At 68.4% G+C, this 15,501-nt stretch carries 16 protein-coding genes and 1 tRNA gene; 11 read left to right on the forward strand and 6 right to left on the reverse strand.

Annotated features, from left to right (window positions below):
• Positions 1 to 109: 109 nt before the first annotated feature.
• The gene (locus B2U11_RS03110; RefSeq protein ID WP_292069912.1) at positions 110 to 1,600 is read left to right on the forward strand and encodes a GH39 family glycosyl hydrolase; all 1,491 of its coding nucleotides are present in this window, start codon (positions 110 to 112) and stop codon (positions 1,598 to 1,600) included.
• Positions 1,601 to 1,693: 93 nt separating this feature from the next.
• Here the strand turns inward: B2U11_RS03110 and B2U11_RS03115 are convergent.
• Positions 1,694 to 1,783, reverse strand: a tRNA-Ser gene (locus B2U11_RS03115).
• A gap of 95 nt (positions 1,784 to 1,878) precedes the next feature.
• Between B2U11_RS03115 and B2U11_RS03120 the strand changes: the two genes are divergently transcribed.
• Genes B2U11_RS03120 through B2U11_RS03140 form a run of 5 tightly spaced genes read left to right on the forward strand, consistent with a single transcriptional unit; the run spans position 1,879 to position 5,946 of the window.
• The gene (locus tag B2U11_RS03120; RefSeq protein WP_292069887.1) at positions 1,879 to 2,700 is read left to right on the forward strand and encodes a septal ring lytic transglycosylase RlpA family protein; all 822 of its coding nucleotides are present in this window, start codon (positions 1,879 to 1,881) and stop codon (positions 2,698 to 2,700) included.
• Between the two features lie 48 nt (positions 2,701 to 2,748).
• A complete protein-coding gene (tmk, locus tag B2U11_RS03125; RefSeq protein WP_292069890.1) occupies positions 2,749 to 3,381 on the forward strand; it encodes a dTMP kinase in 633 nt (210 codons plus the stop codon).
• Entirely contained in the window at positions 3,378 to 4,370 is a 993-nt protein-coding gene (locus B2U11_RS03130) for a DNA polymerase III subunit delta' (RefSeq protein ID WP_292069891.1), read from the forward strand. The genes tmk and B2U11_RS03130 overlap by 4 nt, the downstream gene beginning before the upstream one ends.
• A complete protein-coding gene (locus B2U11_RS03135) occupies positions 4,370 to 5,155 on the forward strand; it encodes a TatD family hydrolase (RefSeq protein WP_292069893.1) in 786 nt (261 codons plus the stop codon). Before B2U11_RS03130 ends, B2U11_RS03135 begins: the two co-directional genes overlap by 1 nt.
• Positions 5,152 to 5,946: an MBL fold metallo-hydrolase gene (locus B2U11_RS03140; protein ID WP_292069894.1), complete on the forward strand. Its 795-nt coding sequence runs from the start codon at positions 5,152 to 5,154 to the stop codon at positions 5,944 to 5,946. Before B2U11_RS03135 ends, B2U11_RS03140 begins: the two co-directional genes overlap by 4 nt.
• Before the next feature lie 3 nt (positions 5,947 to 5,949).
• Here the strand turns inward: B2U11_RS03140 and B2U11_RS03145 are convergent, their stop codons facing one another.
• Entirely contained in the window at positions 5,950 to 7,218 is a 1,269-nt protein-coding gene (locus B2U11_RS03145) for a DNA polymerase IV (RefSeq protein ID WP_292069895.1), read from the reverse strand.
• Positions 7,219 to 7,326: 108 nt separating this feature from the next.
• Here B2U11_RS03145 and B2U11_RS03150 point away from each other — a divergent pair, with 108 nt between their 5' ends.
• Both B2U11_RS03150 and B2U11_RS03155 read left to right on the forward strand, forming a co-directional pair.
• Entirely contained in the window at positions 7,327 to 7,692 is a 366-nt protein-coding gene (locus tag B2U11_RS03150) for a response regulator (protein WP_249751978.1), read from the forward strand.
• Positions 7,689 to 9,050 carry a PleD family two-component system response regulator gene (locus B2U11_RS03155; RefSeq protein WP_292069896.1) on the forward strand — a complete coding sequence of 454 codons (1,362 nt, stop codon included), beginning with the start codon at positions 7,689 to 7,691 and terminating at the stop codon, positions 9,048 to 9,050. The genes B2U11_RS03150 and B2U11_RS03155 overlap by 4 nt, the downstream gene beginning before the upstream one ends.
• Before the next feature lie 78 nt (positions 9,051 to 9,128).
• Here the strand turns inward: B2U11_RS03155 and rpmG are convergent, their stop codons facing one another.
• The gene (gene rpmG / locus B2U11_RS03160) at positions 9,129 to 9,296 is read right to left on the reverse strand and encodes a 50S ribosomal protein L33 (protein WP_181543575.1); all 168 of its coding nucleotides are present in this window, start codon (positions 9,294 to 9,296) and stop codon (positions 9,129 to 9,131) included.
• A gap of 126 nt (positions 9,297 to 9,422) precedes the next feature.
• Here rpmG and B2U11_RS03165 point away from each other — a divergent pair, with 126 nt between their 5' ends.
• Complete coding sequence (locus B2U11_RS03165) at positions 9,423 to 9,989, forward strand: hypothetical protein (RefSeq protein ID WP_292069900.1); 567 nt, start codon at positions 9,423 to 9,425, stop codon at positions 9,987 to 9,989.
• A 1-nt stretch (position 9,990) separates the two neighbouring features.
• Here the strand turns inward: B2U11_RS03165 and B2U11_RS03170 are convergent, their stop codons facing one another.
• The 3 genes from B2U11_RS03170 to rnr are packed head-to-tail and all read right to left on the reverse strand — an operon-like array spanning position 9,991 to position 13,419.
• Entirely contained in the window at positions 9,991 to 10,404 is a 414-nt protein-coding gene (locus B2U11_RS03170; RefSeq protein ID WP_292069902.1) for a DUF5990 family protein, read from the reverse strand.
• Between the two features lies 1 nt (position 10,405).
• Positions 10,406 to 11,107, reverse strand: coding sequence for an NUDIX hydrolase (locus B2U11_RS03175; protein WP_292069904.1), 702 nt, complete (start codon positions 11,105 to 11,107; stop codon positions 10,406 to 10,408).
• Positions 11,104 to 13,419 carry a ribonuclease R gene (gene rnr, locus B2U11_RS03180; RefSeq protein ID WP_292069906.1) on the reverse strand — a complete coding sequence of 772 codons (2,316 nt, stop codon included), beginning with the start codon at positions 13,417 to 13,419 and terminating at the stop codon, positions 11,104 to 11,106. The genes B2U11_RS03175 and rnr overlap by 4 nt, the downstream gene beginning before the upstream one ends.
• A gap of 103 nt (positions 13,420 to 13,522) precedes the next feature.
• On the opposite strand from rnr, the gene B2U11_RS03185 reads away from it, so the two are divergent.
• Positions 13,523 to 14,923 (forward strand): cystathionine beta-synthase, encoded by a 1,401-nt coding sequence (locus tag B2U11_RS03185; protein WP_292069908.1) that lies wholly within the window; start codon positions 13,523 to 13,525, stop codon positions 14,921 to 14,923.
• A gap of 4 nt (positions 14,924 to 14,927) precedes the next feature.
• On the forward strand, positions 14,928 to 15,501 hold a 574-nt coding region (locus tag B2U11_RS03190; protein WP_292069910.1), incomplete at its 3' end, for a trans-sulfuration enzyme family protein.

The raw sequence follows: 15,501 nt of genomic DNA on the forward strand, positions 1-15,501 counted from the left end.
GCCCGAACCACTGACGGAGGAAATCGCGATGACGCCTTACCCTGTTTCGATGGCGCGCCGCTGGCTGATCGGCGGCGTCCTCTCTCTGACGCTGGGCGTCTGGCCAGCGATGGCTGAAACCCAATCGCGGCTGATCTCGATCGATGCGGCGGGGCCGACCCGTCTGCGTGACCAGATGAGCCAATTCTCTATCGGCGCCGACTATCCGGCCGTGACGGGGCGGCCGGACGCTCTGGCGCAGTTGCGGGTCGTGGTCGACGAACTGGGATTCCGCTACATCCGCTTCCACGACATCTTCCACGACGACATGGGCGTTTATCGCGAGGTGGACGGGCGTCCGGTCTATGATTGGACACACGTGGACCGGCTGTACGATCAATTCCTGGCGATGGGGATCAAGCCGTTCATCGAACTGGGCTTCACGCCCGACGCCATGAAGACATCCGATCAGACCCTGTTCTACTGGCAGGGCAACACCTCCCATCCTCAGCCGGAGAAGTGGTCGGCCCTGATCGACGCCTTCGCGCGCCACCTGATCGACCGCTACGGGGTCGAGGAGGTCCGAAGCTGGTATTTCGAGTTCTGGAACGAGCCGAACCTGGACGGCTTTTGGGAGGGGGCGGACCAGGCCGCCTATTTCGATTTCTACGGCCGCACGGTCCGCGCCCTCAAGGCGGTCGATCCGCAACTGCGCGTGGGCGGGCCTGCCACGGCGGGCGCGGACTGGATTCCCGAGTTTCTGGACTATACCGACCGGCGCGATCTGCCCGTCGATTTCGTCACCACCCATACCTACGGCGTGGAAGGCGGATTTCTGGACGAGAAGGGCGAGGGCGACAACAAGCTGTCGCGGGCCCCCGACGCCGTGGTCTCGGACGTGCGCAAGGTCCGGGCCGAGATCGAGGCCTCGTCGCGTCCTGGCCTTCCGCTCTATTTCACCGAATGGAGCACCAGCTACAATCCGCGCGACCCCATTCACGACGATTATCTGAGCGCCTCCTACATCCTGACCAAGCTGCGCGAGAGCGAAGGCCTGGCGCAGGGCATGAGCTATTGGGCGCTCAGCGACCTGTTCGAGGAACCCGGGCCGCAAACGCGGCCGTTCGACGGCGGCTTTGGGCTGATGAACCCGCAAGGGATTCGAAAGCCCGCCTTCTTCGCCTTCAAATATCTGAACGACCTGGGCGACCGCGAACTTTCCACCGGGGACGCCCAGAGCATCGCGGCGCTCAAGGATGGCCGGGTTCAGGTGCTGGCCTGGCGCTACGAGCTGCCGGACCAGCCCGTCAGCAATCGCCCCTTCTTCCGCCAGGTGCGCGAGCCCGCCGCGGCCGCTCCGCTGGAGGTCGTGGTCGACAATCTGGCGCCGGGACCGCATCAGGTGCGGATTCGCCGCACGGGTTTCCGCGCCAACGACGCCTATACCGCCTGGCTGGAAATGGGATCGCCTGGCGTGCTGACGCCGGAGCAACTGGCGCATCTGCAGGCGCTCACACGCGATGAAGTCGAGACCCGCATCCTGACAGCGGACCGCGAGGGCAAGGCGCAACTGACCGTGCCGATGCAGACCTATGACGTGGTCTTGATGGAAGTCGACTGAACGGCGCCCGTTTGGGACGAGAGCTTGGAGCGTGATCTTGCCGGAAAAGTCGCTGGTCGTCCTGACGCTTCGCTGACGCTCCGAGGCAGGGTTTGGCGGGTGGTGAGAGATTCGAACTCTCGGAAGCCTCGCAGCTTCGCCGGTTTTCAAGACCGGTGCATTAAACCGCTCTGCCAACCACCCGCGGCGCGACCGCAATAGCAAACCAACCCGGCATTAACCAAAGGGGAAATGTCCGGCGGCATCCTGAAAGGATGAAGACGACAGCGAGACGAGCGATGGGGGCGCAGGGTGTGGTGCGCGGCGCGCTGGTCCTGGCGGCGATCTCGCTGCTGGCGGCGTGTTCCAGCGTGGGCGCAGCGCGGCCCTCGGCGCGCGCGCCGGCGACGCAGGCCCCCGTCGTGCGCGATCCGGCGCCGATCGTGTCGGGAACCATGCGGCCGTATCAGGTGCGCGGGCGTTGGTATCGGCCCGAGGAGCAGCCGAACTACGACGAGGTCGGGATGGCCTCCTGGTATGGCTCGGCCCACAACGGGCGGCCGACCTCGACCGGCGAGCGGTTCGACATGAACGCGCTGACGGCGGCCCACAAGACCCTGCCGCTGCCGGGCCTGGTGGAGGTGACGAACCTGGAGACCGGCCAGCGTGTCGTGGTGCGGATCAACGATCGCGGACCGTTCGTGGAGGGGCGCATCATCGACCTGTCGCGCGAGGCGGCCGACGAACTGGGCCTGCTGGCCAAGGGCGTGGGCCGGGTTCGGGTTCGCTATCTGGGCCGGGCGCCGCGCCTGGGCAGCGGCGGGACGGTGTTGACGGCCGAGGCCCGGACGCCTTCGCCGACATCCGCGCCGACGCCCGCGCCGGCAGCCATGTCCGCGGCCCAAACCGGGCCGTTCTGGGTTCAGGCGGGCAGCTTCTCCGACGCCGGGGAGGCGCGGCGAATCGCCGACAGCCTGAGCGGCTGGGTCCGGGCGGACGCCGGGGCGGCGCGGTTCCGGGTCCTGGTGGGGCCGTGGGAGGACGCGAACGCCGCCGAGCGGGGTCGCCAGGCCGTGGTGGCGCGCGGTTACGCCGACGCCCTGTTGATATCGGGAAGCTGATCGTCGCGCGGGCTTGCGTCCGGGCGCGCCGGGGCGCCATGAAGCCCTGTGTCCCGAGGCAAGTTCATCACCTTCGAAGGCGGCGAGGGCGCCGGCAAGTCGACCCAGGTCGGTCGGCTGGTGGCTCGGTTGCAGCCCTTGCTGGGCGAACGCACCGTGGTCCGCACCCGCGAGCCGGGCGGATCCAGGGGCGCCGAGGTCATCCGCAACCTGGTCGTGGCCACGGAGGCCGAGCCCTGGTCGGCCATGACCGAGACCCTTCTGATGTACGCGGCGCGCTCTGACCATCTGGAAAACACCATCCGGCCGGCCCTCGTGGCGGGCGACTGGGTGGTGTGCGACCGCTTCGCCGACTCCAGCCGGGCCTATCAGGGGGCGGGCGGCGGCGTGGCGCAGGAATTCATCGAACGGGTCGACGCCGCCGTGGTGGCGGACGACCAGCCGGACCTGACCCTGGTGTTCGATCTGCCAGTCGAGGTGGGGCTGGACCGGGCCTTCGGGCGGGGGCTGTTCGAGACCCGGTTCGAATCCAAGGGTTTGGCCTTCCACCAACGCCTGCGCGAGGGCTTTCTGAAGATCGTCGAGGCGAACCCGGACCGCTGCGTCCGCATCGACGCCGTGGGCGACCTGGACACGGTCGAGGAGCGGGTGTGGCGCGCCGTTCAGGAGCGCTTGCTGTGAGCGAGGATCATCCCCGCGACAGGTTCGACCTGGTCCCCGACGTCGCCGCCGAGGCCGCCTTCCTGGGCGCCTGGGAGCGGGGTCGGCTGCATCACGCCTGGTTGCTGTGCGGGGTCGAGGGGGCAGGCAAGGCGACTTTCGCCTATCGCGCCGCGCGTCGTCTGATGGGGGCGGCGGCCGATCCGTCGCGCGGGCCGCTTGGGACGTCCAGGGACGATCCGGTCAGCCGGCTGATTTCCGCCCAGGCGCATCCCGACCTGCTGGTCCTGGAGCGCGCGGTCGAGGGCGGCAAGGTCAAGAAGTCGATCTCGGTGGATCAGGCGCGCGAACTGCCCGAGTTCTTCTCCAAGAGCCCGTCGCAGGCGCGTTATCGCGTGGCGATCATCGACGCCGCCGACGACCTGAACATCAACGCCGCCAATGCCTTGCTGAAGGTTCTTGAGGAGCCGCCGGAGCGTGGAGTGCTTTTCCTTGTGACCCATGCGCCGGGCCGTCTGCTGGCGACGATCCGGTCGCGGTGTCGACGTCTGAGCTTTCCGATTTGGCCCCAGGATCGGTTGGAGAGCTTGGTGCGAAACCGGACCGGCGCCGAGCCCGAGGACGCGGCGCACGCGGCGGCGATGGCGGGCGGCTCGCCCGGCGCGGCCCTGGCCCTGGCGTCCGGCGCGACCTTCGAGATGGACCAACTGGCTCGGCAATGGGTGTCGGGCGACATCGACCGCGCCGAGGCCCTGGCCGTCGCCGATAAGTTCCGGGGCGCCGAAGGCCAGGACAGGTTCGAGACCCTGATGGATCGGCTGATCGCGGCCGTGCGGATGCAGGCGCTGGAGGCCGCGCCGGGCGCCGGCAACCGCTGGGCCGAGCTGTGGGAGCGGCTGAGCCCCCTGCCGGACCGTGCGGCCGGCCTGAACCTGGATCGCGGCGATGTCCTGGCGGGCGCGCTGGCGGACATCCGGCGCACCCGCGCCCGCACGGAGGCGGCCGGCTGATGCTGATCGACAGCCATGTGAACCTCCACGCCCCCCAGTTCGACGAGGATCGCGATGCGGTCATCGATCGGGCCCGCGCGGCGGGGGTGCGTGTGATGGTCGAAATCTCCGACCGGCTGACGACCTTCGAGGCGACGCATGGCCTGGCGATGGCCAACGACGACATCTGGTGCACCGTCGGCGTCCACCCGCACGAGGCCAAGGACGCGGCGGACCTGACGGCGGCGACGCTGATCGACTTGGCGAACCGGCCCAAGGTGGTCGGGATCGGCGAATGCGGCCTGGACTTCCACTACGACCTGAGCCCGCGCGAGGTGCAGGCGGCGGTGTTCCGCCAGCACGTGAAGGCGGCGCGCGAGACCGGCCTGCCGCTGGTGATCCACACGCGCGAGGCCGACGACGTCATGGCCGCGATCCTGAAAGAGGAACACGTCGCCGGGCCGTTTCGGATGCTGATGCACTGCTACACCAGCGGCGCGGCGCTGGCGGCGACGGCGGCGGAACTGGGCGCGTGGTTCTCGGTGTCCGGCATCGCCACCTTCAAGGCGGCGGAGGAGGTCCGAGCGGTGATCCGCGACATGCCGGCCGACCGGATCATCGTCGAGACGGACTGCCCCTATCTGGCGCCGATCCCGCATCGGGGACGCCGCAACGAACCGGCCTATGTCGGTCTGGTGCTGGACAAGCTGGCCGAGATCCGAGGCTGGAGCGCCGAAGAGGCCGACGCGCGGACCACCGACGCCTTTTTCGCCTTGTTCGACCGCATACCGAGGCCGGCGGCATGAGCCTGGAGGTGGTCATTCTGGGCTGCGGCTCGTCGGGCGGGGTGCCGCGCGGCGACGGCGACTGGGGCGCCTGCGACCCCGCCGAACCTCGCAATCGGCGCACGCGCTGTTCCATGCTGGCGCGCCAGACCGGCCGCGACGGCGTCACCAACGTCCTGATCGACACCTCGCCGGACCTGCGCGAGCAGATGCTGGCCAGCGGAACGACCCATGTTGACGCCGTGCTCTACACCCACGACCACGCCGACCAGACGCACGGCATCGACGACCTGCGGACCTTCGCGGCGCGGTCGCGTCGGCGCATCCCGGCCTGGATGGACGCGGCGACCCATGCGTCGCTGAGCCACCGGTTCGACTACATCTTCGAGATGAAGCTCGGCTATCCGCCGCTGCTGGACGCACGGGTGATACCGCCGCATGGCCAGCCGTGGAGCGTGGAGGGGGCTGGCGGCGCCGTTCCGGTCGTGACATTCGACCAGGCGCACGGGCCGATCCGCTCGGTCGGCTATCGGCTGGGCGACATGGCCTATTCCAGCGATGTGTCGGACCTGGAGGAGACGGCGCTGGCCGCCGTGCGCGGCTGTCGGCTGTGGATCGTGGACGCCCTGCGTTATGCGCCGCACCCGACCCACGCGCATCTGGACCGTGCGCTGGAGTGGATCGCCGCCGCCGAGGTGGAACGCGCGGTGCTGACCAACCTGCACATCGACATGGACTATCGCACCCTGTCGGCCCAGTTGCCGGCCAATGTCGAGGTCGCCTTCGACGGCTGGACGACGCGGCTGGACTGAGCCTCAGCCCTTCAGCGCCCGGCCGGCGACGACGGCCTTGTCGCCGAATTTCTCGCGCAGCTTGTCGATGGCGCGCTCGGTCTTCAGGGCGCGGGTCTCGGCGGTCTGGAACAGGCCGGCGGGGGCGTCCTCGGTGTCCTGGATGTCGGCCATGCCGATGCCGATCAGGCGGTAGGGACGGCCCAGTTCGGGTCTCAGCAGATCGCGCCCGGCGGCGAAAAGGGCGCGCGCCGTCTGCACCGGCTCGGGCAGGGTCACGCGGCGGGTGACGATCTTGAAGTCGGTGCGCCGCAGCTTCAGCACGATCACCCGGCTGGCCACGCCGTCCCGGCGGGCCTTGGACGCCAGCTTCTCGCACAACGGCCACAGCTCGGCCTCCAGCGCCTCCTGGGTCGCCAGGTCCTCGTTGAAAGTGGTTTCGGCGCTCATGCCCTTGCGGTCGCGTTCGGGGTTCACCGCGCGGGCGTCGCGAGCGTGGGCCAGATGATGCAGGCGCAGGCCCGATTCGCCGTAGCGCTTCACCAGATCCCGCACGTCGGCCCGGGCCAGGTCGCCGATCAGCGCATAGCCGTCGCTTCGCAACGCCTTGCCGAACACCGGGCCGACGCCGGGCAGGGCGGTGACGGGCTTGTCGGCCAGCAGGCTCCGGGCGTTGGCGCGGCCGATGACGGAAAAGCCACGCGGCTTGTCCATCTCCGACGCCATCTTGGCCAGGAAGCGATTGGGCGCCAGGCCGATGGAGACGGTCAGGCCGGTCTCGTCCTCGATGGCCTTCTGGAAGCGGATCAACTGCAGGGCGGGCGGGCCGCCGTTTAGGCGCTCGGTGCCCGACAGATCGACCCAGGCCTCGTCCAGGGACAGGGGCTGGATCAGCGGCGTCAGCTGGCCCAGCGCGCCCAGGATGCGCTTCGATTCGAAGCTGTACTTGGAGAAGTCCGGCTTGATGACGACGGCGTTGGGGCAGGCCTTCAGCGCCTTGAACATGGGCATGGCCGAGCCGACGCCGTACAGGCGCGCGACATAGCAGGCCGTGGAGACCACCCCGCGCTTGCCGCCGCCCACGATCACCGGCTTGTCGCGCAACTCGGGCCGGTCGCGCTTTTCCACCGAGGCGTAGAAGGCGTCGCAGTCCATATGGGCGATCGACAACCGGTCCAGTTCGGAGTCCGCCACGAGACGGCGCGAGCCGCACGCCGGGCAGCGTCGATCCGGCGGCCCGGCGGGGTCTTCGCCGGTCCACAGGCAGTCGCGACAGACGGCCTTTATGGCCACGCTTTAAGCTCTCCGTAAGGTTGGCTTCATCCCAACTTAAGACTGGTCGGCCAGTATCGCATCAAAGGAAGCCGTCCCCACGTCCAGGGACGCGCGGGCTGGGTGATGATGTCGAAGAAGGTCCTCATCGTCGAGGATAACGAGCTGAACATGAAGCTTTTTCATGATCTGCTCGATTCCCAGGGCTATGAGACGCTGCAGACCCGCGAAGGGATGCAGGCGCTGGCGCTGGCGCGCGCGCACCAGCCTGACCTGATCCTGATGGATATTCAGCTGCCCGAGATTTCCGGTCTCGAAGTCACCAAGTGGCTGAAGGACGACGAGGAGCTGAACCACATCCCCGTCATCGCCGTCACGGCTTTCGCCATGAAGGGCGACGAGGAGCGGATTCGGCAGGGCGGCTGCGAGGCCTATATCTCCAAGCCCATCTCGGTGATGCATTTCCTCGAAACGGTCAGGAAGCACCTGACATGAGCGCGCGCGTCCTGGTCGTGGACGACGTCGAGGCCAACGTTCGTCTGCTCGAAGCCAAGCTGACCATCGAATATTTCGACGTGCTGACCTGCCAGGACGGCCAGAGCGCCTTGGCCCTGGCGGCCGAGAGCCAGCCCGACCTGATCCTGTTGGACGTGATGATGCCCGGCATGGACGGGTTCGAGACCTGCCGCCGGCTGAAGGCCCAGGCCGAGACGCGCCATATCCCCGTGGTGCTGGTCACGGCGCTGGACGGACGCGAGGACCGCATTCGGGGCCTCGAGGCGGGCGCCGACGACTTCCTGACCAAGCCGATCGACGATGTGATCCTGTTCGCGCGCGTGCGGTCGCTGACTCGTCTGAAGCAGGTGATGGACGAACTGCGCGAGCGCGAAGAAAGCAGCCGGCGCCTGGGCGTCGGCGGCGACGGCGCGCGGCGCCTGCGCGCCGAGGGCGGGCGGGTGTTGATCGTCGACGACAACGAGCGCCAGGCGGCTGTGATCGCCGAAGCCTTGGCGCGCGAACACCGCGTCACGGTCGAGTCCGATCCGGACAAGGCCCTGACGGCGATCAAGGGTCCGCTGGACTTGATCATCGTCAATGTGGCGGCCGAGGCCTTCGACGGGCTGCGGGTCGTGGCCTTGTCCAAGTCGGGCGACGCGCGCCGCGCGCCCATCCTGGCGGTGGTCGAGCCGACGGAACGGGCGCGGATGGTCAAGGCGCTGGAACTGGGCGCGACCGACATCCTGCCGCGTCCGATCGACGTCGAGGAGTTGTCGGCGCGGGCCCGCACCCAGATCCGCCGCAAGCGCTACAGCGACTTCCTGCGCGAAAGGCTGGACAACAGCCTGGAGATGGCCGTCACCGACGCCCTGACCGGCCTGCACAATCGCCGCTACATGGCCGGCCAGCTCCAGGCGCTGGTCAACCGCGCCGCGCATGGCGGCAGTTCGGTGGCGGTGCTGCTGATGGACATCGACCACTTCAAGTCGGTCAACGACAGCTTCGGCCACGACGCGGGCGACGAGGTGCTGACCGAGTTCGCGGTGCGCCTGGCCACCAATGTGCGCGCGGTGGACCTGCCGTGCCGGATGGGCGGCGAGGAGTTCGTGGTGGTCATGCCCGGCGCTTCTCTGGACGACGCCCAGCGCGTGGCCGAGCGGATTCGCCGAGACGTCGCCTCCGCGCCGTTCCGCATCATGGGCGGCCGGGAAAGCCTGTCGATCACCATTTCCATCGGCGTGGCCGCCACCACCGGCGACGGCGACACGCCCGACCTGCTGCTGAAACGGGCGGACGAGGGTGTCTATGAGGCCAAGGCCGGCGGTCGCAACAAGGTCATCGCCAAGGCGGCCTGACCGGCGCGCCATCCCGCAACGAAAAACGCCCGGCTGAGCGGCAGCCGGGCGTTCTCAATTCGTAGCTGGATCAAGCGTTTACTTGATCTTGCCTTCCTTGAACTCGACGTGCTTGCGCGCAACCGGGTCGTACTTCTTGACGACCATCTTCTCGGTCATGGTGCGGGCGTTCTTCTTGGTGACGTAGAAGAAGCCGGTGTCGGCCGTGGAGTTCAGGCGGATCTTGATGGAAGCCGGTTTGGCCATCGGAATTACCTCTGCGACGGCGAAAGCCGCTAAAATAAGAGGCGCGGAACATACTCAGGCGCGCCCCAAAGTCAACGGGCGCGATGTCGCGTTGTCGTGCGGTTTCGTCCGGCTAGGGTCAAGGGCATGAAAATCCTGTCCCTGGCGGCGGCGGCCGCCCTCCTGGCCACGGTCGCGATGAGCGCCGCCGTGGCTCAGACGCCCGCTCCAGCCGATGCCTTCATGACCCGTCTGAACGCCCTGTGCGGCCAGCGGTTCGAGGGGCGGGTCGTCACGACGGACGCCGCTGACGCGAAGTTCGCCAGCGAACGCCTGTTCATGCACGTCCGCGATTGTTCGCCCGAGGAGGTGCGGATCCCCTTCGCCGTCGGCCAGGACCGCTCCCGCACCTGGGTGGTGTCGAGGACGGCTGCGGGGCTCCGGTTGAAGCACGATCATCGCCATGAGGACGGCACGACGGATGTGCTGCACTGGTACGGCGGCGACACGGTGAACGCGGGCGCTGCAGAGCGGCAGGAATTCCCCGTCGACGCCGAATCGATCGCCCTGTTCAACGCCAACGACGCGGCGGTCTCCACCACCAATGTCTGGGCCATGGAGGTCCATCCCGAGCGAATGTTCGCTTATGAACTGCGTCGCCCCAACCGCCATTTCCGCGTCGAGTTCGACCTGGCCAAGCCCATCGTCGACTGAATCAGCCGATGCGCCAGGCTTGCAGCGGTCGCACGGTGGCGCAGGCGGGGCCGCCGTCCTTGGCGCGGCCAGGCAGGACGACCTTCAGCACACGACCCGCGCGAGCCTGGGCCAGCAGGTCGGCGGGAATGTCGTGCACGTCGATCTTGGCGCGGCGACTCCATTCGCTGGCGTGCTGACCGGCCGACGTTCCGACGGCGATATAGACGAACCGTCGCGTCGGCCCCTCGCGTCGCACGAAGGGTCCGGTCAGCCGCCCGTCGTCGGACAGGGTGATGGGTGCGTCGAAGCTGATCGGACCGTCGCCGGCGATGCGCGGCTCGACCGGCATGTTCGCCTTGTCTTGCAGGCTGTAGGCCACGCCCGCGACCGGATCAGCGATGGTCAGGCGCAGGGTGATGATCGTTGGGGCCATGTCAGTCCCTGTGCTCCACCACATGTCGGCCGCGCACCATGCGCACGAAGGGCAGGGGACGGTCGGAGTCGGCCAGGCGCCCCGCCACCTCGCCCAGGACGAAGCGCGTGATCGCCGGCAGATCCTGCGCGCGGGCCTGGTCCAGCGGCAGCCAGGCGATCTCGTCCAGTTCGCCCGACCCGGCGGTCGGCTCCGGCGATAGCAGCGCCTCGGCCGGGGCCATGAAGAAGCGGGCGTCGAAGCGGCGCGTGCGGCCGGGCGGCGTGATGGCGCGCGCGACATAGGACAGGACCGACAGATCGGGCAGGGCGCCCGCCTGGCGATACTCGCGCCACGGCCCGGCGACGTTGGCCGACGGCGCCGGCCGGCCCAGGATCAGGCCGGTCTCCTCGAACGTCTCGCGCACGGCGGTCAGGGCCAGGGCGCGGGCGCGCCGAGCGGGCAATTCCCCTTCCAGGCGACGGGCGACGCCAGGGGGCAGGTCGCCGGCGCTGGCGGCGGTGAAGTCGCTGCGGTCGACCCGCCCGCCCGGAAACACCCATTTCGACGCCATGAAGACGTGTCCCGGCGCGCGACGCCCCATCAGCACCTCGGGCCGGGCGCTTCCGCGCGTCAGGATCAGGGTCGCGGCGTCCTTGGGCCGTTGCGCGGCGCCGGTTCGGGGGGCGTCGGCCAGATCCTGAGCGGCGTCGAAGGGAGTCACTTGCGCTTGCCCTTCCTGACGCCCTTCAGGCCGCCGGAGGGCTTGGAGCCGTTGCGGGGCTTGGGGCCGCCGGGACGGTTCTTGCCGCGCTTGACCGGGCCGTCTCCGCCGCGCCCGCGCATCCCCAGGCGAGGGGCGGGGGCGTTGGGATCGCGCGGCTCTGGGTCGCTCAGCATCTCGAACACCAGGCCGCCGGTGACCGGCGTTGCCTCCATCAGCTTGACCTCCACCCGGCGACCCAGGGTGAAGCGTTGGCCCGTGCGCTCGCCGACCAGGGCGTGGGCGCGGTCGTCGTGGGTGAAATATTCGCCGCCCAGGGTCGAGACCGGGACCAGTCCGTCGGCCCCCGTCTCGTCCAGCCGCACGAACAGGCCAAAGCGCGTCACCCCGGTGATCCGGCCGGCGAATGTCGCCCCGACCCGGTCCTCCAGGAAGGCGGCGATGTAGCGGTCCATCGCGTCGCGTTCCGCCGCCATCGAGCGACGCTCGGTGGTCGTCACCTGTTCGGCGATGGCCGGCAGTTCGGCGATCTCGCGGTCCGTCAGCCCGTCCTTGCCTAGCCCCAGGGCGCGGATCAGGCCCCGGTGCACGATCAGGTCGGAATAGCGCCGGATCGGCGAGGTGAAGTGGGCGTAGCGGTCCAGGTTCAGGCCGAAGTGGCCCACGTTCTCGGTTGAATAGATGGCCTGCATCTGGGTGCGCAGGACCACCTCGTTGACCACCTCGGCGTGCTCCCCGTCGCGGGTCTCGTCCAACAGCTTGTTGAACCGCTTGGTCGTGCCCGGCTCTCCCTTGTTCCAAGGCTTGCCGATGGTCGACAGGAAGTCCGCCAGGTTGAAGATCTTCTCCTGACTGGGCGCGTCGTGGACGCGATAGATCAGCGGCGTCTTCTTCTGCTCCAGCGTCTCGGCGGCGCAGACGTTGGCCTGGATCATCATCTCCTCGATCAGCCGGTGCGCCTCCAACGACGTGCGTTTCTCGATGGAGGCGATTCCGCCATCCGGCGCCATGCGGATGCGGCGTTCGGCCGATTCGATCTGCAGCGGACTGCGCTTCAGCCGGCCCTTCAGCATCGTGTGGTAGGCGTTCCACAGCGGATAGAGGATCGTCTCCATGATCGGGCCGGTGGCGTCGTCGGTCTGTCCGTCGATGGCGGATTGCGCCTGTTCGTAGCTGAGCTTGGCGTGCGATCGCATCAGGCCGCGCACGAACTTGTGGCCGGTCTTTCGGCCGTCCTTGTCGAAGACCATCCGCACGGCCATGCAGGCGCGGTTCTCGCCCTGCTTCAGGCTGCATAGCCCGTTGGACAGCACCTCGGGCAGCATCGGCTCGACGCGGTCGGGGAAATAGGTGGAGTTGCCCTTCTCGCGGGCCTCGCGGTCCAGCGCCGTGCCGGGACGGACATAGGCGGCGACGTCGGCGATGGCGACCCAGACGATCCAGCCGCCGGGGTTCTTCGGATCGTCGTCGCGCTGGGCGAAGACGGCGTCGTCGTGGTCGCGCGCATCGGCGGGGTCGATGGTGATGAAGGGGATTTCGCGCAGGTCCTCGCGTCCCTTCAGGGTCGGCAGCGCCTGGTCCTCGGCCTCGCGCTCCACGGCCTCGGAAAAGCCGGTCGGCACGCCGTGCGCGTGGATGGCGATCAGGGAGGCGGCGCGGGGATCGTCCTCCTTGCCGATATGCTCCAGGATCTTGCCGCGCTTGGGGCCATAGCGATGCTCGCCCTTCTCGATCGCGGCCAGCACCAGGTCGCCATCGCGCAGGTCGCCCGACTGGGCCTGGGGCACCAGCAGCACGTCCTTGGAGCGGCGATCGACCGGCTCGACGCGGGTTTCGCGCGCCGATTTGCGGATGACGCCGAGGACGCGGTTGGTCCCGGCGTCCAGCTTCTTGATGAGCCGCGCTTCCCAGCCATCGTCGGCGCGGAAGAACTTGACCAGCAGTCGGTCGCCCAGGCCGGGGGCGGGGCCGGGCTTGCCCTTGTCGGGCATGAGCAGGGCGCGCGGGGCGTCCGGGCTGGCCTCGACCAGGCGGACATACAGTTCGCCGTCGCCGTCGCGCTCGATGACATCGGCGACGCCGACGGGGGGCAGGGCGCCGGCCTCGGAAAATCCCTTGCGGCCGCGCTTGCCCAGACGCCCTTCGGCCTCCAGTTCGCGGATCATTTCGCGCAAGGCGCGGCGGTCGCCGCCCTTCAGGCCGAAGTGGCGGGCGATGTCGGTCTTCTCGGCCGACCCGGTCTCGCGCAGATAGGCGACGAGGGTGTCTTTGTCGGGGAGACCGGCGGGCGGCCTCTTGGATGATTTGGTCATTGCGTCTTTCGTAGCGCGGAACCGCGCCCTTGGGTCAAATCTTGCGTAAGTTGACCAGATGAATGGGAGGCTTCAGCTTCCGCTGGCCCCAATGGAGTCTCCGATGTCCCTGAACGCCCCCGCCCTGAGCGCGATCGTCGCGTCGCCGCTCGATCTGATCGGCAAGACGCCGATGGTGGAGGTGACGCGGATCGACACCGGACCGTGCCGGCTGCTGCTGAAGCTGGAATCTCAGAATCCCGGCGGCTCGATCAAGGATCGGATCGCGGTGGAGATGCTGGATGCGGCGGAGCGCGAGGGCTTCCTCAAGCCCGGCGGCACCATCGTGGAGGCCACCGCCGGCAACACCGGTCTGGCCCTGACCCTGGTGGGGCGAGCGCGTGGATATAAGGTGCTCCTGGTCATCCCGGACAAGATGTCGAAGGAAAAAATCCAGCATCTCAGGGCGATGGGGGCGGATGTCCGCCTGACGCGCTCGGACGTGCCGCACGGGCATCCTGAGTACTACACCGACATGGCCGAGCGGCTGGCGCAGGCTCTGCCGGACGGCTTCTACGTCAATCAGTTCGCCAATCCCTCGAACGCCGAGGCCCATGTGAAGACCACCGGCCCGGAAATCTGGGACCAGACGGGCGGCGACATCGACGCCCTGGTCGCCGGCATCGGATCGGGCGGCACCATCACAGGCACGGCGCGGTATCTGAAAAGCCAGGGGTCGAAGGCCCAGATCATCCTGGCCGATCCCGTGGGGTCGACGCTGGCGGGCGTCGTGAACGACGGCGTGCCCAGCCCCGAGGGCAGTTTCGCCGTCGAAGGCATCGGCCAGAACTTCGTGCCTGAGACGGCCGACATGAGCCTGATCGACCGCGCCTATTCGATCCCGGACGCCGAGGCGATCGGCGCCGCGCGCGAACTGCTTCTGAAGGAAGGAATCCTGGCGGGGTCGTCCTCGGGCACCCTGCTGGCGACGGCGCTGCGCTGGTGCCGTGAGCAGACCGAGCCGAAGACGTGCGTCACCTTCGTCTGCGACACCGGCGCCAAATACCTGTCCAAGGTGTATAATGACGCTTGGCTGGCCGATCAGGGTCTGGGCGAGCGCGAACTGCACGGCGATCTCTCGGACCTCATCACCCGCAAATACGCCAAGGGCGATGTGGTCACGGCCGGGCCGGACGACACCCTGGACACGGCCTTCAAGCGGATGCGCGGGGCCGACGTGTCGCAACTGCCGATCATCGAGGACGGCCGCCTGGTCGGCATCCTGGACGAGAGCGATCTGGTCCATGTCATGAACACCGACGAGATCACGCGGAAGGAACGGTTCGCCAAGCCGGTGGCCTCGGCCATGACGCGCGACCTGGACACGGTTCAGGCGTCCGAGCCGCTGGACGCCCTGATCCCCGTGTTCGACCGCGACCGGGTGGCCATCGTGCTGGACGGCGAGACGTTCGTGGGCCTGATCACCCGCACCGACCTGATCAATCACCTCAGCCTGAACCGCTAAGATCATGGCTGACAAGAAGAACAGCCAGGGTTTCTCCACCCGCGCCATCCATTCGGGCCAGCATCCCGACCCGACCACGGGCGCGGTGATGACGCCGATCTACGCCACCTCGACATACGCCCAGGAAAGTCCGGGCGTGAACAAGGGCTATGAGTACGCCCGGGGCAAGAACCCGACGCGGGAGGCGTTCGAGGCCTGCGTCGCCGACCTGGAGGGCGGCACGCACGGGTTCGGCTTCGGCTCGGGCATGGCGGCGACGTCGACGGCGCTGGAGCTGCTGGACGCCGGCGACCACATCGTCACCGGCGACGACCTGTACGGCGGCTCGTGGCGGCTGTTCGAGCGGGTGCGTCGTCGCTCGATGGGGCTGGACTTCGCCTATGTGGACCTGAGCGACATCGCGGCGGTCGAGGCGGCGATCACGCCCAAGACCAAGATGCTGTGGGTCGAGACGCCCACCAATCCGCTGATGAAGCTGGCCGACATCGCGGCCCTGTCGAAGGTGGCCAGGGCGCACGGCCTGCTGCTGATCGTGGACAACACCTTCGCCACCCCCTTCTGCCAGCAGCCGCTGAGCC

Origin of the sequence: Brevundimonas sp. UBA7534 (genome assembly GCF_002479325.1) — a bacterium.
GTDB lineage: Bacteria > Pseudomonadota > Alphaproteobacteria > Caulobacterales > Caulobacteraceae > Brevundimonas.

Bases quoted from the DNA above. Each gene is read 5' to 3' on its own strand.
- B2U11_RS03110 (WP_292069912.1), top strand. From the start codon at position 110: ATGGCTGAAACCCAATCGCGGCTGATCTCGATCGATGCGGCGGGGCCG.
- B2U11_RS03120 (WP_292069887.1), top strand. From the start codon at position 1,879: ATGGGGGCGCAGGGTGTGGTGCGCGGCGCGCTGGTCCTGGCGGCGATC.
- B2U11_RS03135 (WP_292069893.1), top strand. From the start codon at position 4,370: ATGCTGATCGACAGCCATGTGAACCTCCACGCCCCCCAGTTCGACGAG.
- B2U11_RS03140 (WP_292069894.1), top strand. From the start codon at position 5,152: ATGAGCCTGGAGGTGGTCATTCTGGGCTGCGGCTCGTCGGGCGGGGTG.
- B2U11_RS03150 (WP_249751978.1), top strand. From the start codon at position 7,327: ATGTCGAAGAAGGTCCTCATCGTCGAGGATAACGAGCTGAACATGAAG.
- B2U11_RS03155 (WP_292069896.1), top strand. From the start codon at position 7,689: ATGAGCGCGCGCGTCCTGGTCGTGGACGACGTCGAGGCCAACGTTCGT.
- rpmG (WP_181543575.1), bottom strand. From the start codon at position 9,296: ATGGCCAAACCGGCTTCCATCAAGATCCGCCTGAACTCCACGGCCGAC.
- B2U11_RS03165 (WP_292069900.1), top strand. From the start codon at position 9,423: ATGAAAATCCTGTCCCTGGCGGCGGCGGCCGCCCTCCTGGCCACGGTC.
- B2U11_RS03170 (WP_292069902.1), bottom strand. From the start codon at position 10,404: ATGGCCCCAACGATCATCACCCTGCGCCTGACCATCGCTGATCCGGTC.
- rnr (WP_292069906.1), bottom strand. From the start codon at position 13,419: ATGACCAAATCATCCAAGAGGCCGCCCGCCGGTCTCCCCGACAAAGAC.
- B2U11_RS03185 (WP_292069908.1), top strand. From the start codon at position 13,523: ATGTCCCTGAACGCCCCCGCCCTGAGCGCGATCGTCGCGTCGCCGCTC.